A 26411-nucleotide genomic window follows, 5' to 3' on the forward strand; every position below is an offset into this window, starting at 1 on the left:
AGGGAGGGCAGTTTTGGCGACGCCGGAGAAAGCCGCCCGGGGAAGCGTGGAATCGCCGTCGGGATTCCGGGTGGCGGACCGTCTTCGCGGGCGAGCCCGGTGGGGCGGGTGGGCGGAGGCGGGTCCGCGCCGCGTCGTCCATAGTCATTGGACGAGGTGTCTGATGACATTGGACGCTAGCCCCTGGCCCGCCCCGCGGCAAGCACTTCGCGGCAGTCCGGTCCGGCCGGCCTGGCAGGCCCGGGCGAAGGTGCAGGTGAGGGGATGCGGGTCCGGGTCGGGCGGGTGGCACCGCTGTAGACTCGATCTCACTCGGACGGGTCAACCGACGTGCTAGCAGGAAGAATCCATCCCGTGGTGAACGCACTGCAGGAACTGATCAAGCGCCGGCTGGAGCAGCGGGGCTGGTCGTACGGTGAGGTGGCGCGGCGTGGTGGTGTCCCGCGGTCGACGGTGCATCACCTGGCGACGACCGCGCGGGTGACCCGGATGCCGCAGCAGTCCACGCTGGAGGGCCTCTCCCGCGGCCTGGAACTGCCGTTGGACGCGGTGCGCCGGGCCGCGGCCGAGGCCTGCGGCATCCACCTGTACGTCGAGGACGGTACCGGCGCGACGGCCGACCCCGAGGTCGCCACCCTCATCGCCAGCGTCCAGCAGCTCTCCGAAGCCGACCGCCGGCACGTCGCCGCCCTCGTCGAATCCCTCCTCCGCAGCTCCGCGGAGTCCCGTTCGCAGGCCGGTCCGGAGTCCGGCTGACCCTTCGGGGTGCACGCCGGCGCAGGGAACATCGCAACGCCAATCGCCGCCCGCCGTCTACTGCGGATGGCCCGGTCCGTCTCGTGCAGCAGGGTGCTGATTTGGCCGTTGCCGCCGTCCGCTGACCGGGACCCGGCGTTCGATTGACCATGCCCATGCCGTGCCTGACGGGGCGTGTGGTGGTGAAGCAACCCAGAACGGACAAAGAGCGGCGAGCGCGGGGATATTCTCTCCAGTCTCGGGACGAGTTCGCGGACCCGAGGCCTCCGGTGAGAGGGGTGCACGTGCTTGTCGTTCAAGGGGCGACCGCCACCGCCGTGGTCCGCCACCGGACCGGAGAGCCGGTGGTCCTGCTTTCCGGCGAACTCCCCGCGGTCCTCACTCCGGCCGCCCTGAACGAACTGCTGAATCTGGCGGCCGCCGTCCTCACGGCCGAGGAGACCGCCCTCTTCCGCAGTTGCCTGACCGCACTGCGTTGCGGGGAGAAACTCCAGGAACGCCGTATCGAGGTCAGCGGCGCCGTCCTCACCGTCTACAGCAGTTGAGCGGCCGGCCGGGCGGGCGGAACGGAATGCGCACAGGGGTGGGCCCCCGGGAAAGTCCCCTTCCCGGGGGCCCACGTCACGGGTGGCCGGTTCAGTAGCGGTAGCGGCAGTCGCAGTCCCGGTCCAGCCCGTAGCGGTCGAACCCGAAGCGCTCGTACCGCTGGTGGGTGAAGCCGCGCCCGTGGCCGTGGCCCCGGCCGCGGTCCCAGCGGTCGTCCCACCTGCCGTACCCCCACAGGCGTGGCCCGCAGCGACCGCGGTCGCCGCCCCAACGGCCGTGGTCCCCGCCCCAGCGGCCGTGGTCGCCGCCCCATTGGCCGTGCCCGGCGCTCCGGTAGGCGCCGGACGCGGAATGGGACGGGGTGGCCGACGCCGCCGTCGTCATGGGGACCGCCAGGGCCACCGTGGCCAGTGCTGCCGTTGCGGCAGCGCGAACGAATTTTCTCACCGCATTTCTCCTCAAACTCGGTGAATTGCCGGATGGCCCGCCAGACGTTACTCGGGACTCGTGCCGCATTCATTCCGCCGAACGGGGTCGGGCGTCCGAACGGGCGACGGCCCGTCCTGTCCGCGGATTCCGGCCAAAACCGCTCCTGAGCTTTGCCGGTCGCTATTCGTCGAGCCTCCGTGATGGGTCCCGGAAACACTCTCCAGGGTGATCCGCATCCGGCATGTCGCCCTCGGGGACGGGCTTTTGGAAATGCCCCGGAGAATGCAATCCAAAATAGCCGGAATTCGGTTCGGATCAGCTGCTGTAGACGGTGAGGACGGCGCCGCTGACCTCGATACGGCGTTCCTGGAGTTTCTCCCCGCAACGCAGTGCGGTCAGGCAACTGCGGAAGAGGGCGGTCTCCTCGGCCGTGAGGACGGCGGCCGCCAGATTCAGCAGTTCGTTCAGGGCGGCCGGAGTGAGGACCGCGGGGAGTTCGCCGGAAAGCAGGACCACCGGCTCTCCGGTCCGGTGGCGGACGACGGCGGTGGCGGTCGCCCCTTGAACGACAAGCACGTGCACCCCTCTCACCGGAGGCCTGGTGGGCCCAAGCGCCTCGGGGATCGAGAGGATAGCCACCGGTTCGTCGTGCTTCGCCCCCTCTGCCGGGACTTCCCCACATCGGGCAGGGGGCGGATTGACCCGTTCGAGTGACATCCGGTGGTCGGGCCCGATCGTCCGGAACGCCCCCGCCGGCGCTCCCACCTGCCTGTTCCCTTGCCCTGACGCGGTGTTGACGGACGGTCATGGCTCCGAGTCGCTTGCCGGGGCCGTGGTGCCCGGCTACTGTCCAACGCCGTCAGACAGATCGTCCGGTGTGGATGGACGGGCCCTGTGGCCCGGTCCGCGTCCGCACCCCTCGTCCGAAGGATCCCCCATGCTCGACATGCGTGAGCTGGACACCGAGTCCGCGGAGCTGCTGCCCGGCCGCGAGGCCCTGGGCAAGCTCAAGTTCAGCTTCGTCAAGACCACGCACGTGACCAAGCACGTGGCCCACGTCGACGCCCACAACGAGTCGCTCGCGGCCAACGAGTGGTCGCCGTACGCGGTCGCCCAGTCGCAGGCCACCCAGGCCATCAACATCCGCCAGTAGTCCGCGGCCCACCTCCTTCCGCATACCGAGAAAGGTATCCCCCCATGAACATGGACCAGCTCGACGCCGAGTCCGCGGAGCTGCTGCCCGGCCGCGAGGCCCTGGGCAAGCTGAAGTTCAGCTTCGTCAAGACCACGCACGTGACCAAGAACATCGCGCACGTCGACGCCCACAACGAGTCGCTCGCGGCGAACCAGTTCTCCCCGTTCGCGGTCGCCCAGTCCGAGGCCGTCCAGGCCATCAACATCCGCCAGTAACAACACCCGTACGTGTGCGGACCGCGCCCGTCGTGGCGCGGTCCGTCTCGGGAGGAAGAGCAGGACGGTGACGGAAAGTCACATTGCTCACGGCCCCGGCCCCACGGGGACGGCGGTGTACGGCGCGGACGTGACGGCACCCCCCTGCGACACGGGTTTCCCCGTCCCGCGGCTGGGCGCGGGCCTGCAACTCCTCGGCGAGTACAAGGGATCGGGGACCACCGAGCCCCGGTACATCGTCCGCCGGGGGGACGGGCAGGTCGTCCAGCTGAGCCGGCTGCTGTACCTGGTCGCCCGCGCCATCGACGGGCGGCGCGACACCGAGGCCATCTCGCACCGGGTGAGCGGGCGCTTCGGCCGCGAGGTCAGCGCCGAGAACGTGCGCTACCTGATCGAGAACAAGCTCCAGCCGCTGGGCGTCACCGTCCCCTTCGGACAGGAGGACGACGAGGTCACCGGGCCCACCGCGGACCTCCTGCTCGTCCTCAAGGGCCACCGGGTCATCTTCCGCGAACGGCAGGTCGCCCGGATCGCCCGCTCCCTGGCCTGGCTGCACCGCCCGCTGGTGGTGGCCCTGGTGCTCGCGACCGCGGTCGCCATGGAGATCTGGCTGTTCGCGCTGCACGGGGCGATGACACCGGTGCTCCAGGTGCTGGAACAGCCCGTGCTGATGCTGGTGGTGTTCGCGCTCACCGTGGCCTCGCTCGTCTTCCACGAGTTCGGGCACGCCTCCGCCTGCCGCTACGGCGGGGCCCGCCCCGGCGCCATCGGCTGCGGCATCTTCCTGATCTGGCCGTCGATGTACACCGACGTCACCGACGTCTACCGGATCGGCCGGGGCGGGCGCATGCGCACCGACCTCGGCGGCGTCTACTTCAACGTGGTCTTCATACTGGCCCTGGCCGGCGGCTACTTCGCCACCGGGCAGTCCTTCTTCCTCGCCGCCGTCTACCTGGCCCACTTCGAGATCATCGAGCAGCTCATGCCGGCCGTCCGGCTGGACGGCTACTACATCCTCGGTGACCTCGCGGGTGTCCCCGACCTCTTCGGCAAGATCAAGCCGATCCTGCGCAGCATGCTGCCGGGCCGCCCGGTGCCCCCCGAGGTCTCCGACCTCAAGCGCTCCGCCCGGATCATCGTCACCACCTGGGTGCTGACCATGGTGCCGCTGCTGCTGGCCGAACTCGGCTACGTGCTGTGGAACCTGCCGCGCCTGCTCGAGACGAGCCTGCGGTCGCTGGTCGAGCAGCTCACCGGGACCGGCTCCGCCTTCGCCGAGGGCCAGTTCGCCGCCGGGACGGTCGGCGTCATCGGCAGTCTCATGCTGGTCTTCCCCCTGGCCGGCGCCGCGTACCTGTCGGTGCGGCTGGGGGGCCGGCTCGTCCGCCACGTCGTCCGCGCCACGGAGGGGAACCTCCGGCTGAGGCTCCTCATCGGCGGGGTCACGCTGGCCGGAGCTGCGGCGCTGTGCGCCGCGTGGGTGGGCGGGGTGACCCCCAAGCCACTGCCTCCGCAGCCGCCGATCGCCCCCATCCTGCAGCCCGGGGTGCCCGAGATCCGGCCCCTGCGCCCCGTCGCCCCCGCACCGCTGCCGAGCGTCACCACACCCCCGGTGACCGTGGCGGTGGGCGAGCCGTCGGCGACCGCGCCCTCGCCGTCGCCCTCGGAGTCCGGATCGGCCGGCGCCTCCGCCTCGGCGAGCGGCAGCCCCTCGCCCGCCACGTCGCCGAGCCCGCGCGCCTCGCGCAGCGAACCGGAGCCGAGCAGCACCCGGACCACGGCCACGGCCGGGCCGAGCCCGTCCGCGAGCTCGCCCACCGCCTCGCCCTCGGACTCCGCGTCGCCTTCGGAACCCCCCATCCCGAGCTTCACCGTGTCCTTCCCCGCGCCTCTGCCGACCTGACACGGGTCCGCCCCACGCCCCCTTCCGCCCCCTTCCCCCGACATCCCTTCCATCCGTACAGGAGAAGTCCGTGACGCACCGAAAGCCCCGTACCAGCACGGTGGGCCGCAAGGCCGTCCGGCTGGGCATGCTGACCACCGCCGGCCTCGCCGCCCTCGCCACCGCGGCCCCGGCCGGCGCGGCACCGGGGTCGCACATCCCCCGCAGCGTAGGCGCCGCCGTGGACGAGGCGCACACCCTCGCCAACCGGGCCCACCCGGTCCAGTACGACGAGGAGTTCTCGATCCACCGGTTCGGACCGCTCGTCGCGGCAGCCGCGCACAACCGGGCGGTCGCCGCCTCCGTCGGCTGCTCGCCGTCCCGGCCGTGCCGGTCGATCGCCCTCTCCTTCCAGATCGTCACCACCTCCGGTGTCGACCTCCGGCGGATCAACGCCACGAACATCAGCCGGGCCGTCAACCAGCACTGCACGGGATGCCAGACCTTCGCGGGCGCCTACCAGTTCATCGTGGCGACCCCGCGGCCGCTCACCCTGACCGCCCGCGACCGCGACCGGCTCGCCGACATCCGGCGCCGGGTGGCCGAGCTGAGGCGGTGCGGCGACCCGCTCGCGGAGATCGAGCGCCGCGCGGACGCGCTGGCCGCCGAGGTCAGGGCCGTCCTGGACCGGGCCGCGGCAGCGGTGCCGGCCGGAGCCGGGGCCAGTCCGCTGCGGGAGTTCCGGCCCACGGTGACCATGCACCGCCACGTCAGCTGACGCCCCCACCGCTTCCGGGCCGGGGGCACGTCCCTCACCTCCCCAAACCCCCGACGGGTCCCCGGCCCGGGACCACGACCGGCCTTTCCGGAGGCATGAAGTGCCCAGACGATATCCGCCCGAGCTGCGCCGCAAGGCCCTCGACCTGCTGGTCGCCGGCGAGCCCGTGAAGAAGGTCGCCCTGGACCTCGGCCTCGGTGACCAGACGATCTACCAGTGGCGTCGTACGCACCTGCCGCACCTCGGCAGGCCGCGGCGCCCACAGCTGGGCACCGCCGAGCTGACCGCGGCCCGCAAACGCATCACCGAACTGGAGACCGAACTCGCCGTCCACCGGCGGGTGACCGAACTGCTGCGCGATGTGGTGTCCCCAAAAGGCGATTCGAGGCCGTGCAGGTGATGGCCGGTGAGGGTCTCCCGATCCGGACCGCCACGCGCGTCCTCGGCATCTCCGAATCGGGGTACTTCACCTGGCGCGGCCGGCCCCCCTCGGCCCGTGCCGCCCGGCACCTGTGGCTGACGGACCTCATCGCCTCCATCCACGCCGCCTCGCGCGGCACCTTCGGGTACCGGCGCGTCCACGAGGAGCTCACCTTGCGGCACGGCCTGTCCCTCAGCCACGGCACCGTGGAACTGCTCATGCGGCGCGCCGGGCTCCAGGGCCGCCCCGGGGTGCCCGACCGGCTCTGGGTGACCGACGCCGTCGAACTCGCCACCGGCCAGGGCGCACTGCTGTGCGTGATCGTCCTCGACGCCCACGCCCGGCGGCTGATGGGGTGGAGCACGGGTTCCGCGCCGGCGGCGGCCGTGGCGGCGGACGCCCTGAGCAGGGCCGTACTGCAGCACTCCCTGCACCCCGGCCCCCGGCCCGAGGGGCGCTTCACCACGCTGGTCTTCACCGAACGCGCCCACGCCCGGGGACTGGCGCCCCCCACCGGTCTGGTCGCCGACCGCAACGACCACGCCGTGATCGGGGCCTTCTGGGCCCGGGCCCGGACCGAACTCCTGGACCACCGCGCATGGCACAGCCGGCTCGACCTCACCACAGCCCTGTCCGACTACTTCGAGGGAATCCGCGCATGACCGTGGACCGACCGACGCCCCCGCTGCCCATCTCCTACCTGCTGCGCGCCCAGATCCGTCCCGACCAGACCCTGCCGCCCACCCAGGCGCACCAGGTCATGCTGCACTGCGCCCTCGACGCCGCCGGTGTCCCGGTCCGCCGCGACGACGCGGACGCCGTCGCCAGGATCGCCGAACTCGACTACGCCACCGTCAACGCGGTCATCGGCTGGCTGCGCGTCGTCAGACCGGCGGCGTGCTGAATGCCCGGGCCCACCTCGGCGGGGCGCCTGCTGCCGCGCCTGGCGTACGGCCGCGCGCTGCTCGGTGCGCTGACGGCGCGCCGCCCCGACCGGCCGCCCGTCGAACCGATGGCGGCGCTGTGCGAGGTCGACCAGGACGGATTCCTGCACCGCTGCCGCTCCGTGTGCGGTGCCGGCCCGCCGGGCGGCACGGTGTCCGACGGTGCGGCAGCGGAGCGGCTATGACGGGGTGGAGCTGCGGAGGAGGGATTCGACGAGTGCGGTGACGTGCCGGCGGTCGGCTTCGGAGAGCTGCTGGACGCTGGCGATGAGGGTGGCGACCTCGGGGTCGGTGGTCGCGCCGGTACCGTCCTCGACGTACAGGTGGATGCCGCAGGCCTCGGCCGCGGCCCGGCGCACCGCGTCGGGCGGCAGTTCCAGGCCGCGGGAGAGGCCCTCCAGCGTGGACTGCTGCGGCATCCGGGTCACCCGCGCCGTCGTCGCCAGATGATGCACCGTCGACCGCGGGACACCACCACGCCGCGCCACCTCACCGTACGACCAGCCCCGCTGCTCCAGCCGGCGCTTGATCAGTTCCTGCAGTGCGTTCACCACGGGATGGATTCTTCCTGCTAGTACGTCGGTCGGCCCGTCCGAGGGGGACCGGTCCGCGGCGGCGTCACCCGCCCGACCCGGACCCACGCCCCCTCACCTGCACCTTCGCCCGGGGTCTGCCGCGAACGGTTCCGCCACGGGGGCGAGTCCATCAAAACGGGGGCGCCCACCACACGGACTTCCGCGGTTTTGCCCGCGGCCTTCGGGAGCGCGGACGTCCGCGCGCGCGGGAGCGCGGGTGACGGCTCGGGCGGCGCGCCGGTGCCCCGCGGAAGCGCCCCCCGGGCCGTCACCTTGCCTCCGGCCCGGGGGGTCCGCCCGCCGCAGGTCCGTACATACGACCGCGCCCGGTCCGCGCGGGCCCTCGTGGGGCCGTACGGACCGGGCGCGGATCGCCGACGGCAGGTCAGGCCTTCTTCGTCTCCTGGAAGATGGCGTCGATCTGGTCGATCAGGTCGAGCAGCTTCTGGCCGGTCGCCGGGTCGGTCGAGGCCTTGGCGGCGCTGCCCGCCTTCAGCGCGTCGTTGAAGAGCTGGTGCAGCTGCGGGTACTTCTCGAAGTGCGGGGCCTTGAAGTAGTCGCTCCACAGCACCGACAGGTGGTGCTTGACGAGCTCCGCGCGCTGTTCCTTGATGACGATGGCGCGGGCCCGGAAGTGCGGGTCCTCGTTGGCCTGGTACTTCTCCTGGACCGCCTTGACGGACTGCGCCTCGATGCGGGCCTGGGCCGGGTCGTAGACACCGCAGGGCAGGTCGCAGTGAGCGCTGACCTTGACCTTGGGCGCGAACAGGCGAGCGAGCATGACTGTCCTTCCTCGTGATCGTCTTTCCACCAGGGAGATTACTCCCCTGTCGAGTGGTTTTCTCGGGCGCCCCTTGGTGCTTACGACAAAAGTCTGGTGTCACCCTGGGGCTGGTGGAGCATGGAGGAGGAGGCTGAGCATGCGCGAGCCCGGGGCTGGGCAGAGGAGGAGCGTGCCGTACCAGCTGGTCGAGGTGACAGGTCCGTCGATGGTGCCGACGCTGCTGAGCGGCGACTGGCTGCTGGTGCAGCACGTCAGGAGCGCGGCGGAGGTCCGGGAGGGTGACGTGGTGGTGCTGCGGCATCCGCTCCAGCAGGACCTGCTGATCGTCAAGCGCGCCGTCGAGCGGCGCGAGGGCGGTTGGTGGGTGCTGGGCGACAACACCTTCGTGGAGAACGACAGCAGGGAGTTCGGCACCGTCCCGGACGAGCTGGTGCTCGCCCGGGGACGGGGGCGCTTCCGGCCGCCGCGCGAGGTTCAGCGCTCGGTGGCGGGCGTGGCGGGCTGGCTGGTGTCCTGCGTCAGGCCGCTCAGGGCGGACCGCTCGTTCTCCAGGCGCTTGCGGGCGCGGTAGGCGGCGACGTTGGCGCGGGTCGCGCAACGGTCCGAGCAGTAGCGGCGGGACCGGTTGGTCGAGGTGTCGATGTAGGCGTTGCGGCACGTGGTGGCCTGGCAGATGCCGAGCCGGTCCACGCCGAGGTCGGTCAGCTGGAAGGCCAGGCCCATGCACGCGGTCGCCGCGTACGAGGCCGTGGCCGTGGCCGCGTGCTCGGCGAGGTGCATGTGCCAGTCGGGCCGGCCGCTCTCGTCGAGGAACTCGTGGCCGGAGATCTGCGGGCTGACCGGGAACTCCAGCAGCAGGGCGTTGAGCAGGTCGACGGCGCGCACCTCGTCGCCCTCGGAGGCGGCCTCGAAGACGCCGCGCAGCCGGGTGCGGACGGTACGCAGCCGCTGCACGTCGGCGTCCCCCGCGCGGCCCGCGGCCAGGCTGGACGGGCCGAAGAGCTCGCGCACCGCGTCGACCGAGGTCAGGTTGTCGATGCCGCGCTCGGGCTCCTCGCTGTTCACCAGGCGCACGGCGTAGTCGGAGTAATAGGCGAGTTCCACTTGTAGTCCTTACGCGTGCGCTCTAAGGTCGGTAATGACTGCTCTAGCTCTAAGGGTATTACGACTGGAGGGGAACCGTATGTCCGACACCACCGCGGCGGCGACCGACTGGCAGGCCTGGCAGGACAGCTGGGACCGGCAGCAGGAGTGGTACCTGCCGGACCGCGAGGAACGGTTCCGGGTCATGCTCGACATGGTGGAGGCGCTGGTCGGCCCCGAGCCCCGCGTGCTCGACCTGGCCTGCGGCACCGGCAGCATCTCCGACCGGCTGCTGCGGCGCTTCCCGGGCGCCGGGTCGACCGGCGTGGACCTCGACCCGGCGTTGCTGGCCATCGCCCGCGGCCACTTCGAGGGCGAGCGCAGGGTCGAGTTCGTCACCGCCGACCTGCGCGACCCGCAGTGGCCGCTGGCCCTGCCGTACGACTCGTACGACGCCGTGCTCACCGCGACCGCCCTGCACTGGCTGAAGCCCGGGCCGCTGAAGGCGCTGTACGGGACGCTGGCGGGCCTGCTGCGCGACGGCGGGGTCTTCCTCAACGCCGACCACATGCCCGACACCTCGACGCCCCGGCTGAACGCGGCCGTGCGCGAGCTGGAGCGGTCCCGGCGCGAGCGGCGGCGCGCGGAGGGGGCGCTGGACTGGGAGCAGTGGTGGGACACCGCCAGGGCCGACCCGGTGCTGGCCGGTCCCACCGAGGAACGGTTCGTGATCTACGGCTCCCACGCCGACGGCGACGAACTGCCCCCGGCCTGGCACGCCGCGGCCCTGCGGGAGGCCGGCTTCGGTGAGGCGCGGGAGGTCTGGCGGTCGGTGTCGGATGCGATCGTCCTCGGGCTGAAGTGATCCGTGCCCCGTTGCGGGGTACGCGTGAGGGGCGGCGCCGTCCGGCGCCGCCCCTCACGCACGCGCGGTCAGAGGACCTTGGAGAGGAAGGCCTTGGTGCGGTCGTGCTGCGGGTCGGTGAGCACGTCGCGCGGGTGGCCGGACTCGACCACGACGCCGTCGTCCATGAAGACCAGGGCGTCGCCGACCTCGCGGGCGAAGCCCATCTCGTGGGTGACCACGATCATCGTCATGCCGTCCTCGGCCAGGCCCCGCATGACGTCCAGGACGTCGCCGACCAGCTCCGGGTCGAGCGCGGAGGTGGGCTCGTCGAAGAGCATCAGCTTCGGCTCCATCGCCAGCGCGCGGGCGATGGCCACCCGCTGCTGCTGACCGCCGGAGAGCTGGGCGGGGTAGTGCCCGGCCTTGTCGCGCAGGCCGACCCGGTCCAGCAGGGCCAGCGCCCGCTCCCGGGCGACGGCCTTGGCCTCCCTCTTCACCCGCACCGGGGCCTCGATCACGTTCTCGATCGCGGTCATGTGGGGGAAGAGGTTGAAGCGCTGGAAGACCATGCCGATGTCGCGGCGCTTGGCGGCGACCTCGCGGTCCTTCAGCTCGTAGAGCCTGTCGCCCTTCTGCCGGTAGCCGACCAGCTCGCCGTCGACCGAGAGCCGGCCGCCGCTGATCTTCTCCAGGTGGTTGATGCACCGCAGGAAGGTCGACTTGCCCGAGCCCGACGGGCCGATCAGGCAGAACACCTCACGCGGGGCGACCTCCAGGTCGATGCCCTTGAGGATGTGGGCCGGGCCGAAGTGCTTGTGCACGGCCTCGGCCTTGACCATCGGGTGGGCGCCGGTGACGCCCTTGCTGAAGTCGGTCATCGTGCCACCTCCGGGCGGCGGAAGGTGCCCAGGTTGGCCTTGATCCGCTGCCACGGGGTGGGCGGCAGGTTGCGGGTCGTGCCGCGGGCGTAACGGCGCTCCAGGTAGTACTGGCCGACCGAGAACACCGAGGTGAGGACCAGGTACCAGACCGCGGCGAGGAAGAGCATCTCCACGGTGGCGCCGGTGGTGTTGCCGATGTCGGTGGTGGAGCGCAGCAGTTCGGCGTACTGGGCGGCCTGCGCGGCCAGCGACGAGGTCTTCAGCATGTTGATGAACTCGTTGCCGGTCGGCGGGACGATCACCCGCATCGCCTGCGGCAGCACCACGCGGCGCAGGTTCTGGCCCTGGGTCATGCCCAGGGCGTGCGACGCCTCGGTCTGGCCCTCGTCGACGGACTGGATGCCGGCCCGCACGATCTCCGACATGTAGGCGGCCTCGTTCAGACCCAGGCCGAGCAGCGCGGCCATGAAGGGGGTCATGAACTGGTTCATCTCGTCCTTGTAGAAGCCGAGATTGATGACCGGGAAGATCAGCGCCAGGTTGAACCAGATCAGCAGCTGGACGTAGACCGGGGTGCCGCGGAAGAACCAGATGTAGCCCCAGGCCACCGAGGAGGTCACGGGGTTCTTGGACAGCCGCATCACCGCGAGGACGATGCCCAGGACCAGGCCCAGGACCATCGAGACCACGGTGATGACGATCGTGTTCCGCAGGCCCTTGAGGACCGTGGAGTCGAACAGGAAGTCCGGGATCGCCCCGTAGTTCACGTTCGCGTTGGCGAACGCGTTGACCAGCAGCCCGAGCACGGCGAGCACCAGGACCGCCGAGATCCAGCGGCCGTAGTGCCGTACGGGGATCGCCTTGATGGCCTCCGGGCGGGAGGCGGCGGCGGGCGGGGTCCCGGCCGGGGTGCCGGCCGGGACCTTGTCATTCGCTTCGGACATGGAGGAAGTCCTCTTGCTGTCGTGACTCAGGAGCCGCCGTTGATCTTGGCCTCGGTGACGGCGCCGTCGGTGACGCCCCACTTCTCCATGACCTTGGTGTAGGAGCCGTCCTTGATGACGGCGGTCAGCGCGGCCTGCAGCGCGTCGCGCAGCTCGGTGTTGCTCTTGGAGACCGCGATGCCGTACGGGCCGGCCTCGACCTGCTCGCCGGCGAGCTCGAAGTCGTTGCCGCCGCCGGAGGTCTTCACGGCGTACGCGGCGACCGGGAAGTCGGAGACGTCGGCGACGACGCCGCCGGCCTTCAGGCGGGTCTGCGCCTCGGTGTCGGTGTCGAAGGGCTCGATCGACATCGGCTTGTCGCACTTCTGCGCCTTGAGCAGGTCCTGCGAGGTGGTGCCGCGCTGCACGGCGACCTTCTTGCCGCACAGGTCCGCGAGGGACGTGACGCCCTCCGGGTTGCCCTTCTTCACGATGATCGAGGAGCCCGCGGTGAAGTAGTCCACGAAGTCGACGCCCTCGCCGACCTTCTTGCCGGTGGAGGAGTCCACACCCTCCTGGCGGTCCTTGGTGTCGCTCATCGCCGACATGACCATGTCGTAGCGCTTGGCGCGCAGACCGGTCAGCAGGGTGTCGAAGGTGCCGTTGTTGAACTCGACCTTCACGCCGAGCTGCTTGGCCATGGCGTCGGCGAGGTCGGGGTCGATGCCGACGTTCTTGCCGTCCTTGACGAACTCCACCGGCGGGTACGCGATGTCGGAGCCGACCTTGAGCACGCCCGCCGACTGCACCGACTTCGGCAGCTTGTCGAACAGGGGCGCCTTGGAGGCGTCGCTCGACGCGGACGAGGAGCCGCCCTTGTCCGTCTGGTCGCCGCAGCCGGTGAGGACGAGGGCGCCGGCGACCGCGATCGCGCCGACCGCGGCGAAGCGGCTCGTCACGGTCGAGCGACGGGTGGTACGTGCGGTCATTGCTGGTTCCTCCTGCGGGGAATCCTGGGAGCAGCCGATCTTCCGGGTACACGCGTTCGGGTGTCGCGAACGCGTGTGATCTCCGCATCTTGCCATCCGGACACGTCCTCTTGGGTGTCCGGATGTGTCAAAATCGCATAACGGGCGATCCCCTGACCCCCACCAGGCCGGTACACCAGGGCCGGACCGCGGTGGGGCCGTGCCGCGAAGTTGCGTGCATCACTTTCCTTGTCCCGCTATTCGGACGACTTGTTGCGTCGTGCGCAAAAGTTCCCGATGTGCGAGGCCCTGCGGCGGCGAACAGACTCGTCAGCGGAAACCGTCTTCCGGTACAACGGACCCTCACCCCTCACCGGGGGCCCCTCGGCGTGCGTGCGGCGCGCCCGGCCTCCGTCGCGCCCGGGACCACTCGAGTCCGGGTGTACGGATGCCGAGCCCACCTATCCCCTGTTGTAGGGGGTAGTACCCTCATAGACAATTCGGACAAAGGGGTCAGAAGTGGCAGCGGAGATTGTCAATCCTCGCACCGACAGCAGTGACGACGCCGGTGGCGCCGGCAGCACCGAACGCACGGAAGGCACCGACGCCGACGGCCCGGAAAGCCCCGTGGACCCGGTGTTCGCCCTCCACCGCGGCGGCAAGATGGAGGTGACCGCGACCGTCCCGGTGCGCAACGCCGACGACCTGTCGCTCGCCTACACGCCGGGTGTCGCCCGTGTGTGCACCGCCATCGCGGAGCAGCCCGAGCTGGTCCACGACTACACCTGGAAGTCCCAGGTCGTGGCCGTGGTCACGGACGGCACGGCGGTGCTGGGCCTCGGTGACATCGGGCCCGAGGCGTCCCTGCCGGTGATGGAGGGCAAGGCGATCCTCTTCAAGCAGTTCGGTGGCGTGGACGCGGTCCCCATCGCGCTGGCCACCACCGACGTGGACGAGATCGTCGACACCGTCGTGCGCCTCGCCCCCTCCTTCGGCGGGGTGAACCTCGAGGACATCTCCGCCCCCCGCTGCTTCGAGATCGAGCGCCGGCTGCAGGAGCGCCTGGACATCCCGGTCTTCCACGACGACCAGCACGGCACGGCCGTCGTCACGCTCGCCGCGCTGCGCAACGCCACCCGGCTGACCGGCCGCGCGCTGGGCGAACTGCGCGCGGTGATCTCCGGGGCGGGCGCCGCCGGCGTCGCCATCGCCAAGATCCTCGTCGAGGCGGGCATCGGGGACGTCTCCGTCACCGATCGCAAGGGCGTGGTGCACGCCGGCCGCGAGGACCTGAACGGCGCCAAGCGCGAACTCGCCGGCTTCACCAACAAGGCCGGGCTCACCGGGACGCTGGAGGAAGCGCTCGCGGGCGCCGACGTCTTCATCGGCGTCTCCGGCGGCACGGTGCCGGAGGAGGCCGTCGCCACCATGGCGAAGGGCTGCTTCATCTTCGCCATGGCCAACCCCACGCCGGAGATCCACCCCGACGTGGCCCACCGGTACGCGGCCGTCGTCGCCACCGGGCGCAGCGACTTCCCGAACCAGATCAACAACGTGCTCGCCTTCCCCGGGATCTTCTCGGGCGCGCTGCAGGTGCGGGCCTCCCGCATCACCGAGGGCATGAAGATCGCCGCGGCCGAGGCGCTGGCCGCGGTCGTGGACGGCGAGCTGTCCGCCGACTGCGTGATCCCCTCGCCGTTCGACGAGCGCGTGGCCCCCGCGGTCTCCGCCGCCGTCGCCGCGGCCGCCCGCGCCGAGGGCGTCGCCCGGCGCTGAGCGCCGCCGTACGCCCGCAGACCGCGCCGCCGCGCGGTGCGGTGCCCGCCGGTCGGGGGCACCGCGCCGCGCGGCGCGTGTCACATCCCCGCGCGGTTACGCGGGGGCACCGCGCGGCGCTAGCGTCAAGGTCATGTTCGCTGCCTACGCCGCCCGAATCGACCGCGACCAGCCGCTGAACGGCCTCGAACTCGGGGAGCGCCCCGAGCCGGAGGAACGGCCCGGCTGGAGCACCGTCACCGTCAAGGCCGCCTCCCTGAACCACCACGACCTCTGGTCGCTGCGCGGGGTGGGGCTCGGCGAGGAGAGCCTGCCGATGATCCTCGGCTGCGACGCCGCCGGGATCGACGAGCACGGCAACGAGGTCGTCGTCTACCCCGTCGTCGGCCTGAGCGGGCACGGGGTCGGCCCCGACGAGTCCCGCAGCATCCTCACCGAGAAGTACCAGGGCACCTTCGCGGAGAAGGTCTCCGTGCCCACCTGGAACCTGCTGCCCAAGCCGAAGGAACTCTCCTTCGAGGAGGCCGCGTGCCTGCCCACGGCCTGGCTGACGGCCTACCGGATGCTCTTCACCAACGCGGGCGTGCGGCCGGGCGACTCCGTCCTGGTCCAGGGCGCCGGCGGCGGTGTCGCCACGGCCGCCATCGTGCTGGCCAAGGCCGCGGGCCTGCGGGTCTTCGCCACCAGCCGCGACGCGGCCAAGCGCAAGCGCGCCGAGGAACTGGGCGCCGACGCGGCCTTCGAGCCGGGAGCCCGGCTGCCGCAGCGGGTGGACGCGGTCATCGAGACCGTCGGCGCCGCGACCTGGTCCCACTCGGTCAAGTCGCTGCGCCCCGGCGGCACGCTGGTGATCTCCGGCGCCACCTCGGGCCCCGACCCGAGGTCCGCCGAGCTGAACCGGATCTTCTTCCTGGAGCTCAAGGTCGTCGGCTCGACCATGGGCACCAAGGACGAACTGGCGGACCTGCTGAGCTTCTGCGCGCTCACCGGGGTGCGCCCGGTCGTCGACACCGTGCTGCCGCTGGACCGGGCCCGCGAGGGCTTCGCGAGGATGGCGGGCGGCGAGCTGTTCGGGAAGGTCGTCCTGACCGTCTGAGGCCCCGGGCCCGGGGGCGTTCCGCCGGCCGGCGGAACGGACCCGGCAGCGCCGGCCCCACGTGCGGGTCGTGCGCCGGCGTGCGCCCCGCCGTCGAGGGGGGGCGCCGCCGGGCCCTGGTGGCTGCGGCATCACGGGGTCCGCGGCACCCTGGTCCAGCGACGTGGTGGCCTGGGACTTCGGGGTGGGGCGATGGGCACGCAGGGGACGGCGGGGACGGGAAGCGGCAGGGCGGCCGGCGCGGACGACGCGTCCGGCGGGGCCCGGTTGTTCGGCCGCGAGCGGGAGTGCGCGGGCCTCGTCGTCCTCGAACCGGGAACCGGGTACCGCCTGCGGCATCCGGTGCTGCGGGCACTGGTGTTGCACGGCTGCCCGCCCGCACGACGGCTGCGGGTGAACAGGGGCCTGGCCGACTGCTCGCTCCCGGAACTGCGTGCCCGGTACCTGGCGGCCGCGGCCACCGGGCGGCCGAGCTGTCCCCGGCGCCGTACGACCGGCCGGGACGCCGACGGCGCCCGGCCGGAGCCGGTGCCGTCGCATCGGAGAGCCTGGCAGCGCACGGGGACGGCGGCATCGGGGAACTCCCCACGTCCTCCCCACCGGACCGGGGCGTCCGGGCTGCCGCCCGCGGGCGGGGCCCGGACGGCGGCGGCCAGGCTCCTGTGTAGCCCCTGTCTAGCCGCGGTCCTTGCGGCCGCCGCGCAGCACGACGCCGATGTGGGCCGCCGCGGTGGAGAGGTGGCGGCGCACCTCGCGCAACTGCTCGGCGTCCACGCCGTTGTCGCGGGCGGCGTCGCGGACGTCGTCGCGGAAGCGGTCCAGCAGGCGTTCCAGGTCGCGGGCCGGGTCCTCGGTCACGGCGGCGTCCTCCGCGCCCCACTCGGGCGCCTCGGCGGCGGGCTCGGGCTTCACGTACGGCGGCCAGGTGGACGTACGGCCGAACTGGCCCAGTTCCCGCGTGAGTTCCGCCAGCCCCTCACGGACTCCGGTCTGCCAGTCGCCGCGCCGGACATGGTCCTGGACCTCCTCCTGGACGCGGCGCGCGATGCGCTGCACTTCGTCCCGTGCGGCGTCCTGGGCCTCCCTGGCGGCGCGCTTGGCGGTGCGGGCCTCCTCGCGGGCCTGCCGGATCTCCTCCTTCGAGCGGCGCATCTGCTCCTTCCAGTCCGCCGGGGAGGACTTGGGCGGGGTGCGCGACGCCTGCTGGGCGGCCGCCCGGATCTCGCGCCGCAGGTCGCCGGCGGCGCCGCGGACGTCCTCGCGGATCTCGGCGGCGAGCGTGGAGACGGAGTCGCGGATCTCGTTCTCCAGGTCGGCGATCTCGTCGCTGCGGGAGACGAGTTCGGCGCGGCCCGCGTCGGTGATCGAGTACACCTTCCGGCCGCCCTCGGTGGAGTGGGTGACCAGGCCCTCCTTCTCCAGCTTGGCCAGCCGCGGGTAGACGGTGCCGGCGGAGGGGGCGTACAGGCCGTGGAAGCGCTCCTCCAGCAGCCGGATCACCTCGTAGCCGTGGCGGGGGGCCTCGTCGAGCAGCTTGAGCAGGTAGAGGCGGAGCCGGCCGTGGGCGAAGACGGGGGCCATCTCAGACGTCCTTCCGGAACGGATCGGTGTCCGCGGGCCCGTGCTCCTCCTGAGGCGGGCGGCGCAGCAGCGCGATCGCGCCCGACACCGTGGTGGCCTTCAGCCGCGAGCCGCCGGAACCCATCCGGCCGGAGATCCGCTTGGCCCCCCACTGCCCGCTGACCCGCAGCTCGTCGAAGGCGCAGGAGACGTCGCCGCTGGTGGTGTTGGCGTCCACCTCGGCGTCACCGGGGTCGGGGATGCGGATCGCGATCTCCCCGGAGACGGAGGTCAGCCGGACGTCGGCGCCGCTGCGCGGATCCAGGTCGAGCACCATGTTGCCGCTGACCGAGTCGGCCTTGACGTGGGCGCCGCTGCCCTCGACCACCGTCAGGTCGCCCGAGACGGTGTTGACGCGCAGGTCGCCGGAGACAGCCTGGGCCTCCACGTTCCCCGCGACGGTCTCGGCGGTCACCGGGCCGGCCTGGCCGACCAGCGTGATGTCGCCGTTGACGCCCCGTACGGCGGTGCGGTCGGAGATCCCGGAGACCACGGCGCTCGCCCCGACCACCCCGACCGACACGTTGGTGCGCTGCGGGACCGCGAGCGAGACGACGGCGTGCCGCCGCCAGCCCTTGCGGTCGAGCCACTTGAGCAGGCCCTTCCAGGGCAGGTCCTCGTAGGTGACGGTGAGCGTGCCGCCCTCGTGGGACACGATCAGCGGCGGGCCGTCGAGCTCGCTCACCTCGAGCCGGGCCGGGCCCTCGTCGACGCCGACCACGTTGACGGCGCCGTTGACGACCCGGACGTGCAGGGTGTCGACGCTGCCGTCGAAGACCATCTTGTGCGGCTCGGTGACCGTCCACTCCCGTGAGCCGGGTGTTCCGCTCATTTCGCCCCTCCTTGGGGTCACCCGGGCACGCCGGGGCAACGCCGACAACGCAACATATCGCGTCTCTCCGATAGACACGATATATCGCGTGGAGGGGAAGTCAAGGGAGCGCCGTGCGCGCCCTGGTGGCGTTTCCCGGCGGAACGGCCGACGTCCGCGCGGGGCCGGTTGTGCGGCGTACGGGTGAGGTCCCGCAGGCGGGGGACGACCTCGCGCGCGCCGTGACGGGCCGTACGGGGCGCCGGGTGATGTGCTCGTCCGTCATGCGCCCCTCATGCCCCCGCGCTGCCGTCGCCGCCGCCGTCCTGCTCCTCACCGGCCCCGCCCTCGCCGGCTGCGGCACCCGGACCGGGACCCGCGCGCCCGCCGTCGCGGTGAGCCCCGCGCACGCCCGGGCGAGCGCCTGCACGGCCGGCACGACCACCGTGCGCTTCGTGGCGGCCGGAGTGCACGCGACCGTGTGGCAGCCCGCGGTCGGCAGGGTCGAGGTCACCAACACCTCCGGCGCCACCTGCACCCTGGCCGGGGCCACGACGCTCACCGCGAGGGACGACCAGGGCAAGGCCGCCCCCGTGCGGACCGACAACTCCGCCGCCGGCACCGACGCCGTGGACCTGCGCCCCCACGCGACGGCAGTCGCCGACGTCCGCTACACCGACGTCAACTTCGAGGGCACCCCCTCGGCGCGCGAGGTCTGCGCCGTCCAGGCCTCCCGGGTGGAGATCGCCCTCCCCGACGACGTGGCCCGCACGGTCGGGGTCACCGGGGCCGACGGCGCCCCGGCCGTCCTCAGCGTCTGCGGGGAGCAGGTGGGTTTCGGCGCCTTCCGCGTCTGAGCTGCGCGGCCCGGCGGTGCGCCGTCACTCGTCCTCGTCGTCGTCCAGCCGGGCCAGCCAGGTCGCCAGCCGTTCCACCGGGATCTCGAACTCCGGGTTGAGGTCGACGAACTCCCGCAGCCGCTCGGCCAGCCACTCGAAGGTGACCTCCTCCTGGCCGCGCCGGTTCTCCAGCTCCTCGATGCCGCGGTCGGTGAAGTACAAGGGGTGCTCCGGATCAGGGTCGAAGGATGACGTACCAGGCCAGGATAGGTACTCCCGCCGCCCGGGCCCCGGCCTGCCCCTCCCGCGGGCCGGCGCACGCGGGAGGGGCCCCGCACTCGGCGAGTGCGGGGCCCCTGCGCTGCGTACGGGACTGCGAGCCTCAGAGCTCGAAGACCTCCTGCACCAGCTGCTCCTGCTCCTGCTGGTGCCGCTTGGCGGAACCGACCGCGGGCGACGAGGAGGACGGACGCGACACACGACGCAGCCGGTCGGCGTTGTCGGGCGCGGCGCCCAGCACCAGGTCGAGGTGGTCGATCAGGTTGAGGGCGATGAACGGCCAGGCACCCTGGTTGGCCGGCTCGTCCTGGGCCCAGACGAACTTCTGGGCCTTGGTGAACGGGGCCAGGGCGGCCTGGATCTCCAGGCCCGGCAGCGGGTAGAGGCGCTCGATGCGGATCAAGGCGGTGTCGAAGGCACCGCGCTTCTCGCGCTCGGCGACGAGGTCGTAGTAGACCTTGCCGGAGCAGAAGACGACCTTGCGGACGTCCTCGGGCCGGCCCCCGCCGGAGGTGAAGTGCGGGTCGCCGATGACCGGCTGGAACTCGCCGGAGGTGAACTCGTCCGTCCTCGACGTCGCCGCCTTCAGACGCAGCATCGACTTCGGGGTGAAGACGATGAGCGGCTTGTGGTGCGGGTTGTGGACCTGCCACCGCAGGAGGTGGAAGTAGTTCGCCGGCGTCGTCGGGACGGCCACCGTCATGTTGTTCTGCGCGCACAGCTGCAGGAAGCGCTCGATGCGGGCCGAGGAGTGGTCCGGGCCCTGGCCCTCGTAGCCGTGCGGCAGCAGCAGGGTGACGCCGGAGGTCTGGCCCCACTTCTGCTCGGCGGAGCTGATGAACTCGTCGACGACGGTCTGGGCGCCGTTGACGAAGTCGCCGAACTGGGCCTCCCAGGCGACCAGCGCGTCCGGGCGGGCCAGCGAGTAGCCGTACTCGAAGCCCATCGCCGCGTACTCGCTGAGCAGCGAGTCGTAGATGTTGTAGCGCGCCTGGTCCTCGGAGAGGTAGAGCAGCGGGGTGTAGTCCTCGCCGGTCTCCCGGTCGACCAGGACGGCGTGCCGCTGGCCGAAGGTGCCGCGGCGGGAGTCCTGGCCGGCGAGCCGGACCGGGGTGCCCTCCATCAGCAGGGAGCCGATGGCGAGCGTCTCGCCCATGGCCCAGTCGATGCTGTCGTCCTCGACCATGGCCGCGCGGCGCTGCAGCTGCGGCATCAGGCGCGGGTGGACGGTGATCCGCTCGGGGATGTTGACCTGCGAGGCCGCGATCCGCTTGACGGCCTCCTCGCTGATCGCGGTGCCCACCGGGACGGGGAACTCCGGACCGGTGGCCTGGCTCTCCTCCTGCTGCGCGGCGGCCGGCGCGGTCGCCTCGCGGACCTCGGTGAAGACCTTCTCCAGCTGGCCCTGGTAGTCCTGCAGGACCTGCTCGGCCTCCTCCAGGGTGATGTCGCCGCGACCGATGAGGGACTCGGTGTAGAGCTTGCGCACCGAGCGCTTCTTGTCGATCAGGTCGTACATCAGCGGCTGCGTGAAGGACGGGTTGTCGGCCTCGTTGTGACCGCGGCGGCGGTAGCAGATGAGGTCGATGACGACGTCCTTGTTGAACGCCTGGCGGAACTCGAAGGCGAGCCGCGCGACGCGGACGACGGCCTCCGGGTCGTCGCCGTTCACGTGGAAGATCGGCGCCTCGATCATGCGCGCGACGTCGGTGCTGTACATCGACGAGCGGGAGGACTCCGGGGCGGCGGTGAAGCCGACCTGGTTGTTGATCACCACGTGCACGGTGCCGCCGGTGCGGTAGCCGCGCAGCTGCGACATGTTCAGGGTCTCCGCCACGACGCCCTGGCCGGCGAAGGCCGCGTCGCCGTGGAGCACGACCGGCATGACGGTGAAGTCCGTGCCGCCCTTGCCGATGACGTCCTGCTTGGCGCGGGCGATGCCCTCGACGATCGGGTCGACCGCCTCCAGGTGCGAGGGGTTCGCGGCCAGGGAGACGGTGATCTGCTCGCCGTCCAGGCCGGTGAAGGTGCCCTGGGCGCCCAGGTGGTACTTCACGTCGCCGGAGCCGTGCATCGACTTCGGGTCGAGGTTGCCCTCGAACTCGCGGAAGATCTGCGCGTACGACTTGCCGACGATGTTGGCGAGCACGTTGAGGCGGCCGCGGTGGGCCATGCCGATGACGACCTCGTCCAGACGCGACTCGGCGGCCGCGTCGATGACGGCGTCCAGCAGCGGGATGACGGACTCGCCGCCCTCCAGGGAGAAGCGCTTCTGGCCGACGTACTTGGTCTGCAGGAAGGTCTCGAAGGCCTCGGCGGCGTTGAGCCGGCGCAGGATGCGCAGCTGCTCGTCGCGCTCGGGCTTGGTGTGCGAGCGCTCGACGCGGTCCTGGATCCACTTGCGCTGCAGCGGGTCCTGGATGTGCATGAACTCGATGCCGACGGTGCGGCAGTAGGAGTCGCGCAGCACGCCGAGGATGTCGCGGAGCTTCATCAGGGACTTGCCGGCGAAGCCGCCGACGGCGAAGTCGCGCTCCAGGTCCCACAGGGTGAGCCCGTGCTCGGTGATGTCCAGGTCGGGGTGCTTGCGCTGCTTGTACTCCAGCGGGTCGGTGTCGGCCATGACGTGGCCGCGGACCCGGTAGGAGTGGATCAGCTCGAAGACGCGGGCGGCCTTGGTGACGTCGTCGTCGTGGCTGGCGTCGATGTCCTTGAGCCAGCGGACCGGCTCGTAGGGGATGCGCAGCGCCTTGAAGATGTCGTCGAAGAAGTTGTTCTCGCCCAGCAGGAGCTGGTTCATGATGCGCAGGAACTCGCCGGACGCGGCACCCTGGATGACCCGGTGGTCGTAGGTGCTGGTCAGCGTCATGACCTTGGAGATGCCCAGCTTGTTCAGGGTGTCCTGGGAGGTGCCCTGGAACTCGGCGGGGTAGTCCATGGAGCCGACGCCGAGGATCACCGACTGGCCGGGCATCAGGCGCGGCACGGAGTGGACGGTGCCGATGCCGCCGGGGTTGGTGAGCGAGACGGTGACGCCGGAGAAGTCGTCCATCGTCAGCTTGCCCACGCGGGCGCGCCGGACGATGTCCTCGTAGGCCTGCCAGAACTCGAAGAAGTTGAGGGTCTCGGCCTTCTTGATGGCCGCGACGACCAGCTGGCGGTCGCCGTTGGGCTTGACCAGGTCGATGGCGAGGCCGAGGTTGATGTGGTCGGGCTTGACCAGTGTCGGCTTGCCGTCCTTCTCCGCGAACGACCAGTTCATCGCCGGCATGATCTTCAGCGCCTGCACCATGGCGTAGCCGATGACGTGGGTGAAGGAGACCTTGCCGCCGCGGGCGCGCTTGAGGTGGTTGTTGATGACGATGCGGTTGTCGAACAGCAGCTTCACCGGGATCGCGCGCACGGACGTGGCCGTGGGCAGCTCCAGCGAGGCGTGCATGTTCTTCGCCACGGCCGCGGACGGGCCGCGCAGCGTCACGTACTCCGGGCCCTGGGGCGCTTCGGTGGCCGGGGCGGCCTTGGGGGCCGGCTGCGGCTGTGCCGGGGTGGGCTTCTCGGCGACGGGCTTCGCGGGGGCCGGGGCCGGTGCCGCGGGCGCGACCGGCGCGGGGGCCGGGGCCTGGGCGGCCGGGGCCGGCGCGGCGGCGGGCGTCACGGCCGGCTGGACCGGTGCGGCCGGTGCCGCGGCAGCGGGTGCGGCAGCAGGAGCGGCCGGAGCGGCCGGCGGCGCTGCGGGGGCCGCCTGAGGCTGGCCCGAGGCGACTGCGGAACCCGTATCCGCTCCCGGCTTGTAATCGGCGAAGAAGTCCCACCAGGCTCGGTCCACCGAGTTCGGGTCCTGGAGGTACTGCTGGTAGATCTCATCGACAAGCCACTCGTTAGGCCCGAAGCCCGCGGCAGGGCCCTGGCCCTGCCCATCGGTTTCGGTCGGGACGCTCGAGCTACTGGGGTGTGGCGACACGGCGGCAACCGCCCTCTTCCGCTTCACAAGGTGATGGACAGCGGAAATAAAGGCTACGCCTACCGGAGCGTTTCCTGCAGGCGGGGAGGCCAGTCGTCGCCTAAGTCACATCGGAAAGGCGGTTTCGGGGCGGAGTTTGGCGGGAATGGGGTGCTGAATCGACTGGTCCGGTTGCCTCTGGCAACGTCCGCCCCGGTGGGAGCCGTCAAGCCGGCGCCGCGTGCGACCCCGGGAGGGTGACGCGGATCCGGCAGCCGCGGGGGGATTCGGCCACCGCGATGCGGCCGCCGTGGAGGTCCACCGCCCAGCGCGCGATCGCCAGTCCCAGCCCCGTCCCGCCGTCGCCCGGTCCAGCGGTGCCGCGGTTGAAGCGCTCGAAGACGCGGTTGCGCTCGGCCTCCGGTATGCCCGGGCCCTCGTCCAGGACCTCCAGGTGCAGGCTGCCCGGGCCGGGGCCCCGGCGGGCGCTGACGGTGACCCGGCCGCTGGGCGGGCTGTGCTTGACGGCGTTGTCGATCAGGTTGGCGACCACCTGGTGCAGCCGCTCGGCGTCCGCGTACGCCGTCAGCTCCGGGGGCGAGACGTCCAGGTGGAGGTGGACGTCCTTCCGTGCCCGGCGGCCCGGCGCCTGGCCGTCCTGGAGGCCCAGCCCGGCGGTCTTGATCACGGCCGACAGGTAGGGCCAGACCTCGAAGCGCTTGGCGTCCAGCGGCACGATGCCGTTGTCCAGGCGGGAGAGGTCCAGTAGGTGGGTGACGAGCAGGCTCAGCCGCTCCGCCTGCTGCAGCGCGGTGCGCATGGTCTCCGGGTCGGCCTCGGAGACCCCGTCGACGACGTTCTCCAGCACCGCGCGCAGCGCCGCGATCGGGGTGCGCAGCTCGTGTGAGACATTCGCCACCAGCTCCTTGCGGTGCTGGTCGACGGCCTCCAGGTCGGCGGCCATCCGGTTGAAGGTCTCGGCCAGCTCGCCGACCTCGTCGCGGCGCACGGCGGTGACCCGCCGGCTGTAGTCGCCGCGCGCCATGGCGCTGGCGACCGAGGTCATCTCGCGCAGCGGCGCGGTCAGGCCGTGCGCCACCAGCTGCGAGATCAGCAGCGAGGCGATGATCGAGAAGATCGTGATGATCCGGATCTCGGTCGCGGAGTGCATCGCCACGAAGACCAGGCCCGTGGTGATCAGCACGGAGGCCAGCACCAGGTACTGCAGCGCCGCCTTGATCGACCGGAAGGGGTCGTACGGCCTCAGCGCGGCCCAGACACGTTCCCGCAGCTTCGGCGGGCGCGGCGCGCTGTAGGGGCTCACGGCGTGGGCGTCTCGAGCGCGTAGCCGACGCCGTGGACCGTACGGATGCGCTCCGCGCCGATCTTCCGCCGCAGTGCCTTGACGTGGCTGTCGACGGTGCGGGTGCCGGAGGCGTCCGCCCAGTCCCAGACCTCGGCGAGCAGCTGTTCCCGGGAGAGCACCGCCCGCGGCTGCTGGGCCAGGCAGACCAGCAGGTCGAACTCGGTCGGGGTGAGGTGCACGTCGGCGCCCCGGACCCGGACCCGGCGCTGGGCGTTGTCGATCTCCAGGTCGCCGAGCTGCATGTTGGCGCCCCGCGGGTCGCGGGCGGCGATCGTGGCGCGCTCCACGCGGCGCAGCAGCACGTGCACCCGGGCCACCAGTTCGCGCAGCGAGAAGGGCTTGGTCATGTAGTCGTCGGCGCCCACGCCGAGCCCGACCAGCATGTCGGTCTCGTCGTCGCGGGCGGTCAGCATCAGGACCGGGACCGGGCGCGAGGCCTGCACGCGGCGGCAGACCTCCAGTCCGTCGTAGCCGGGGAGCATGACGTCGAGGACGAGGAGGTCGGGCTGCCAGGAGGCGGCGGTCTCCACGGCGGCGGGGCCGTCGCCCGCGGTGCGGACCTGGAAGCCCTCCGCCCGCAGGCGCGCCGCGATGGCGTCGGCGATCGTGGCTTCGTCCTCCACCACCAGCACGCGGCGCTGCGCCCCGGGGGTGGCCGCCACCGCTGCGGCGTCGGCGGTCGTCGGCTGTGTGCTGTCCATGTGGGGTCCCCCATGGTCGTTTACGTTGCGCAGCAGCGTACGGGGCGGGACGACGACGCGGCTATGCGGGATTGGTTGCCAGGTGCACGACATCCGGAACGCCCCGATTCACCGGGATCTCGATGGTCCGGACCTGCGTGAACTGCGCCGACCTCAGTGCGTCGTCGAACGCGGCGGACGGCTGCGCCGACCATACCGCCAGTACGCCGCCCGGTTCGAGCCGCTCCTTGCAGGCCGCGAGGCCCACCGGACCGTACAGCCCTTGGTTGCCCTCGGTGACCGTCCAGTCGGGGCCGTTGTCGATGTCCAGGCAGAGTGCGTCGTACGTCACGTCCGCATCCCGGACGTACTCCACCAGATCGCCCTCGACCACGGTGACCCGCGGGTCCTCCAGCGCGTGCTCGGAGAAGGCGCCGAGCGGGCCCGTGCGGTGCCAGTCGACCACCGCCCGCTCCCGCTCGGCCACCGCGATCCGCGCCCAGCGCGGCTCGCCCGCCGCCCGTGCGAGGGAGAAGCCCACCCCGAGCCCGCCGATCAGCACCGACAGGCCGGACCGGTCCGCGGGCAGCGCGTCCAGGGCGGCGTCGACCAGCAGCCGCTCGGAGCGGCCGTCGGAGGTGTCCATGAGGAAGGTGCCGTTGGCGATGATCTCGTAGCGCCCGCCGCCGCGCCGCAGCGCGACCTCGCCGTAGGGCCCCTCGCGGCGGTCGATCGTCACGGGTCGTGTGTCGTCCTCGTCGTACATGCCCGCACAGC

30 protein-coding genes are annotated in these 26411 nt (G+C 71.9%); 15 read left to right on the forward strand and 15 right to left on the reverse strand.

The features are described 5' to 3' along the window. Positions 1-354: 354 nt before the first annotated feature. Positions 355-756 (forward strand): helix-turn-helix domain-containing protein, encoded by a 402-nt coding sequence (locus ABZ479_RS01815; RefSeq protein ID WP_500459315.1) that lies wholly within the window; start codon positions 355-357, stop codon positions 754-756. Positions 757-1040: 284 nt separating this feature from the next. Continuing rightward, entirely contained in the window at positions 1041-1301 is a 261-nt protein-coding gene (locus ABZ479_RS01820; RefSeq protein ID WP_499602723.1) for a hypothetical protein, read from the forward strand. A 91-nt stretch (positions 1302-1392) separates the two neighbouring features. On the opposite strand, the gene ABZ479_RS01825 is transcribed toward ABZ479_RS01820, so the two are convergent. After that, on the reverse strand, positions 1393-1749 hold the full coding sequence (locus ABZ479_RS01825; protein ID WP_500459317.1) for a hypothetical protein: 357 nt from the start codon (positions 1747-1749) through the stop codon (positions 1393-1395). 297 nt (positions 1750-2046) lie between these two features. Continuing rightward, a complete protein-coding gene (locus ABZ479_RS01830; RefSeq protein WP_499602723.1) occupies positions 2047-2307 on the reverse strand; it encodes a hypothetical protein in 261 nt (86 codons plus the stop codon). Between the two features lie 361 nt (positions 2308-2668). On the opposite strand from ABZ479_RS01830, the gene ABZ479_RS01835 reads away from it, so the two are divergent. From ABZ479_RS01835 to ABZ479_RS01870, 8 genes are all read left to right on the forward strand, one after another. Next, positions 2669-2884 (forward strand): hypothetical protein, encoded by a 216-nt coding sequence (locus ABZ479_RS01835; protein ID WP_018563645.1) that lies wholly within the window; start codon positions 2669-2671, stop codon positions 2882-2884. Positions 2885-2928: 44 nt separating this feature from the next. Further along, the gene (locus ABZ479_RS01840) at positions 2929-3141 is read left to right on the forward strand and encodes a hypothetical protein (RefSeq protein ID WP_431969350.1); all 213 of its coding nucleotides are present in this window, start codon (positions 2929-2931) and stop codon (positions 3139-3141) included. Between the two features lie 130 nt (positions 3142-3271). After that, the gene (locus tag ABZ479_RS01845; RefSeq protein WP_500459319.1) at positions 3272-5044 is read left to right on the forward strand and encodes a zinc metalloprotease; all 1773 of its coding nucleotides are present in this window, start codon (positions 3272-3274) and stop codon (positions 5042-5044) included. A 70-nt stretch (positions 5045-5114) separates the two neighbouring features. Continuing rightward, positions 5115-5801 (forward strand): hypothetical protein, encoded by a 687-nt coding sequence (locus ABZ479_RS01850; protein ID WP_499602721.1) that lies wholly within the window; start codon positions 5115-5117, stop codon positions 5799-5801. 100 nt (positions 5802-5901) lie between these two features. Next, the gene (locus ABZ479_RS01855) at positions 5902-6201 is read left to right on the forward strand and encodes a transposase (protein WP_500459320.1); all 300 of its coding nucleotides are present in this window, start codon (positions 5902-5904) and stop codon (positions 6199-6201) included. Beyond that, positions 6201-6884 carry an IS3 family transposase gene (locus ABZ479_RS01860; protein ID WP_500459321.1) on the forward strand — a complete coding sequence of 228 codons (684 nt, stop codon included), beginning with the start codon at positions 6201-6203 and terminating at the stop codon, positions 6882-6884. The genes ABZ479_RS01855 and ABZ479_RS01860 overlap by 1 nt, the downstream gene beginning before the upstream one ends. After that, a complete protein-coding gene (locus ABZ479_RS01865; protein ID WP_500459322.1) occupies positions 6881-7126 on the forward strand; it encodes a hypothetical protein in 246 nt (81 codons plus the stop codon). Before ABZ479_RS01860 ends, ABZ479_RS01865 begins: the two co-directional genes overlap by 4 nt. Beyond that, on the forward strand, positions 7127-7351 hold the full coding sequence (locus ABZ479_RS01870) for a hypothetical protein (protein WP_500459323.1): 225 nt from the start codon (positions 7127-7129) through the stop codon (positions 7349-7351). Here ABZ479_RS01870 and ABZ479_RS01875 read toward each other — a convergent pair. Together ABZ479_RS01875 and sodN are read right to left on the reverse strand one after the other, a co-directional pair. Then, a complete protein-coding gene (locus ABZ479_RS01875) occupies positions 7346-7720 on the reverse strand; it encodes a helix-turn-helix domain-containing protein (RefSeq protein ID WP_500459324.1) in 375 nt (124 codons plus the stop codon). The genes ABZ479_RS01870 and ABZ479_RS01875 overlap by 6 nt on opposite strands. A gap of 406 nt (positions 7721-8126) precedes the next feature. Next, positions 8127-8522, reverse strand: coding sequence for a superoxide dismutase, Ni (sodN, locus tag ABZ479_RS01880; RefSeq protein WP_018563636.1), 396 nt, complete (start codon positions 8520-8522; stop codon positions 8127-8129). A 139-nt stretch (positions 8523-8661) separates the two neighbouring features. On the opposite strand from sodN, the gene sodX reads away from it, so the two are divergent. Further along, the gene (gene sodX, locus ABZ479_RS01885; protein WP_499602714.1) at positions 8662-9096 is read left to right on the forward strand and encodes a nickel-type superoxide dismutase maturation protease; all 435 of its coding nucleotides are present in this window, start codon (positions 8662-8664) and stop codon (positions 9094-9096) included. On the opposite strand, the gene ABZ479_RS01890 is transcribed toward sodX, so the two are convergent. Further along, entirely contained in the window at positions 9000-9629 is a 630-nt protein-coding gene (locus tag ABZ479_RS01890; RefSeq protein WP_499602713.1) for a CGNR zinc finger domain-containing protein, read from the reverse strand. The genes sodX and ABZ479_RS01890 overlap by 97 nt on opposite strands. A 79-nt stretch (positions 9630-9708) precedes the next feature. Here ABZ479_RS01890 and ABZ479_RS01895 point away from each other — a divergent pair, with 79 nt between their 5' ends. Then, complete coding sequence (locus tag ABZ479_RS01895) at positions 9709-10473, forward strand: class I SAM-dependent methyltransferase (protein ID WP_500459326.1); 765 nt, start codon at positions 9709-9711, stop codon at positions 10471-10473. A gap of 68 nt (positions 10474-10541) precedes the next feature. Here the strand turns inward: ABZ479_RS01895 and ABZ479_RS01900 are convergent, their stop codons facing one another. The 3 genes from ABZ479_RS01900 to ABZ479_RS01910 are packed head-to-tail and all read right to left on the reverse strand — an operon-like array spanning position 10542 to position 13248. Continuing rightward, a complete protein-coding gene (locus tag ABZ479_RS01900) occupies positions 10542-11333 on the reverse strand; it encodes an amino acid ABC transporter ATP-binding protein (RefSeq protein WP_500459328.1) in 792 nt (263 codons plus the stop codon). Further along, positions 11330-12280, reverse strand: coding sequence for an amino acid ABC transporter permease (locus tag ABZ479_RS01905; RefSeq protein ID WP_500459330.1), 951 nt, complete (start codon positions 12278-12280; stop codon positions 11330-11332). The genes ABZ479_RS01900 and ABZ479_RS01905 overlap by 4 nt, the downstream gene beginning before the upstream one ends. Before the next feature lie 26 nt (positions 12281-12306). Beyond that, complete coding sequence (locus ABZ479_RS01910) at positions 12307-13248, reverse strand: ABC transporter substrate-binding protein (protein ID WP_500459332.1); 942 nt, start codon at positions 13246-13248, stop codon at positions 12307-12309. A 606-nt stretch (positions 13249-13854) separates the two neighbouring features. Between ABZ479_RS01910 and ABZ479_RS01915 the strand changes: the two genes are divergently transcribed. Together ABZ479_RS01915 and ABZ479_RS01920 are read left to right on the forward strand one after the other, a co-directional pair. Then, positions 13855-15003, forward strand: coding sequence for an NAD(P)-dependent malic enzyme (locus ABZ479_RS01915; RefSeq protein ID WP_500459406.1), 1149 nt, complete (start codon positions 13855-13857; stop codon positions 15001-15003). Positions 15004-15136: 133 nt separating this feature from the next. Continuing rightward, a complete protein-coding gene (locus ABZ479_RS01920) occupies positions 15137-16099 on the forward strand; it encodes a zinc-binding dehydrogenase (protein WP_499602703.1) in 963 nt (320 codons plus the stop codon). Positions 16100-16774: 675 nt separating this feature from the next. Here ABZ479_RS01920 and ABZ479_RS01925 read toward each other — a convergent pair. Beyond that, complete coding sequence (locus tag ABZ479_RS01925) at positions 16775-17680, reverse strand: PadR family transcriptional regulator (protein ID WP_500459334.1); 906 nt, start codon at positions 17678-17680, stop codon at positions 16775-16777. Between the two features lies 1 nt (position 17681). Further along, complete coding sequence (locus ABZ479_RS01930; protein ID WP_499602700.1) at positions 17682-18551, reverse strand: DUF4097 family beta strand repeat-containing protein; 870 nt, start codon at positions 18549-18551, stop codon at positions 17682-17684. A 113-nt stretch (positions 18552-18664) separates the two neighbouring features. Here ABZ479_RS01930 and ABZ479_RS01935 point away from each other — a divergent pair, with 113 nt between their 5' ends. Beyond that, entirely contained in the window at positions 18665-19387 is a 723-nt protein-coding gene (locus ABZ479_RS01935) for a DUF4232 domain-containing protein (RefSeq protein ID WP_500459337.1), read from the forward strand. A 24-nt stretch (positions 19388-19411) separates the two neighbouring features. Here the strand turns inward: ABZ479_RS01935 and ABZ479_RS01940 are convergent, their stop codons facing one another. The 5 genes from ABZ479_RS01940 to ABZ479_RS01960 all read right to left on the reverse strand — a co-directional run bounded on the left by ABZ479_RS01940 (position 19412) and on the right by ABZ479_RS01960 (position 26400). Continuing rightward, the gene (locus ABZ479_RS01940; protein ID WP_431967379.1) at positions 19412-19591 is read right to left on the reverse strand and encodes a DUF6104 family protein; all 180 of its coding nucleotides are present in this window, start codon (positions 19589-19591) and stop codon (positions 19412-19414) included. A gap of 160 nt (positions 19592-19751) precedes the next feature. Then, positions 19752-23609 carry a multifunctional oxoglutarate decarboxylase/oxoglutarate dehydrogenase thiamine pyrophosphate-binding subunit/dihydrolipoyllysine-residue succinyltransferase subunit gene (locus ABZ479_RS01945; protein ID WP_500459339.1) on the reverse strand — a complete coding sequence of 1286 codons (3858 nt, stop codon included), beginning with the start codon at positions 23607-23609 and terminating at the stop codon, positions 19752-19754. A gap of 205 nt (positions 23610-23814) precedes the next feature. Continuing rightward, positions 23815-24912 carry a HAMP domain-containing sensor histidine kinase gene (locus ABZ479_RS01950; RefSeq protein ID WP_500459340.1) on the reverse strand — a complete coding sequence of 366 codons (1098 nt, stop codon included), beginning with the start codon at positions 24910-24912 and terminating at the stop codon, positions 23815-23817. Then, complete coding sequence (locus ABZ479_RS01955) at positions 24909-25655, reverse strand: response regulator transcription factor (protein WP_499602693.1); 747 nt, start codon at positions 25653-25655, stop codon at positions 24909-24911. Before ABZ479_RS01955 ends, ABZ479_RS01950 begins: the two co-directional genes overlap by 4 nt. Before the next feature lie 61 nt (positions 25656-25716). Further along, complete coding sequence (locus ABZ479_RS01960) at positions 25717-26400, reverse strand: spermidine synthase family protein (RefSeq protein ID WP_500459342.1); 684 nt, start codon at positions 26398-26400, stop codon at positions 25717-25719. Positions 26401-26411: the final 11 nt, after the last annotated feature.

The organism is Streptomyces sp. NPDC005722 (assembly GCF_040630935.1).
Lineage (GTDB): Bacteria > Actinomycetota > Actinomycetes > Streptomycetales > Streptomycetaceae > Actinacidiphila.

Excerpts from the sequence above, each read along its gene's own strand:
- ABZ479_RS01835 (WP_018563645.1), top strand. The coding sequence starts at position 2,669 with ATGCTCGACATGCGTGAGCTGGACACCGAGTCCGCGGAGCTGCTGCCC.
- ABZ479_RS01840 (WP_431969350.1), top strand. The coding sequence starts at position 2,929 with ATGAACATGGACCAGCTCGACGCCGAGTCCGCGGAGCTGCTGCCCGGC.
- ABZ479_RS01860 (WP_500459321.1), top strand. The coding sequence starts at position 6,201 with ATGGCCGGTGAGGGTCTCCCGATCCGGACCGCCACGCGCGTCCTCGGC.
- ABZ479_RS01865 (WP_500459322.1), top strand. The coding sequence starts at position 6,881 with ATGACCGTGGACCGACCGACGCCCCCGCTGCCCATCTCCTACCTGCTG.
- ABZ479_RS01870 (WP_500459323.1), top strand. The coding sequence starts at position 7,127 with ATGCCCGGGCCCACCTCGGCGGGGCGCCTGCTGCCGCGCCTGGCGTAC.
- sodN (WP_018563636.1), bottom strand. The coding sequence starts at position 8,522 with ATGCTCGCTCGCCTGTTCGCGCCCAAGGTCAAGGTCAGCGCTCACTGC.
- sodX (WP_499602714.1), top strand. The coding sequence starts at position 8,662 with ATGCGCGAGCCCGGGGCTGGGCAGAGGAGGAGCGTGCCGTACCAGCTG.
- ABZ479_RS01895 (WP_500459326.1), top strand. The coding sequence starts at position 9,709 with ATGTCCGACACCACCGCGGCGGCGACCGACTGGCAGGCCTGGCAGGAC.
- ABZ479_RS01900 (WP_500459328.1), bottom strand. The coding sequence starts at position 11,333 with ATGACCGACTTCAGCAAGGGCGTCACCGGCGCCCACCCGATGGTCAAG.
- ABZ479_RS01905 (WP_500459330.1), bottom strand. The coding sequence starts at position 12,280 with ATGTCCGAAGCGAATGACAAGGTCCCGGCCGGCACCCCGGCCGGGACC.
- ABZ479_RS01910 (WP_500459332.1), bottom strand. The coding sequence starts at position 13,248 with ATGACCGCACGTACCACCCGTCGCTCGACCGTGACGAGCCGCTTCGCC.
- ABZ479_RS01920 (WP_499602703.1), top strand. The coding sequence starts at position 15,137 with ATGTTCGCTGCCTACGCCGCCCGAATCGACCGCGACCAGCCGCTGAAC.
- ABZ479_RS01925 (WP_500459334.1), bottom strand. The coding sequence starts at position 17,680 with ATGGCCCCCGTCTTCGCCCACGGCCGGCTCCGCCTCTACCTGCTCAAG.
- ABZ479_RS01930 (WP_499602700.1), bottom strand. The coding sequence starts at position 18,551 with ATGAGCGGAACACCCGGCTCACGGGAGTGGACGGTCACCGAGCCGCAC.
- ABZ479_RS01955 (WP_499602693.1), bottom strand. The coding sequence starts at position 25,655 with ATGGACAGCACACAGCCGACGACCGCCGACGCCGCAGCGGTGGCGGCC.
- ABZ479_RS01960 (WP_500459342.1), bottom strand. The coding sequence starts at position 26,400 with ATGTACGACGAGGACGACACACGACCCGTGACGATCGACCGCCGCGAG.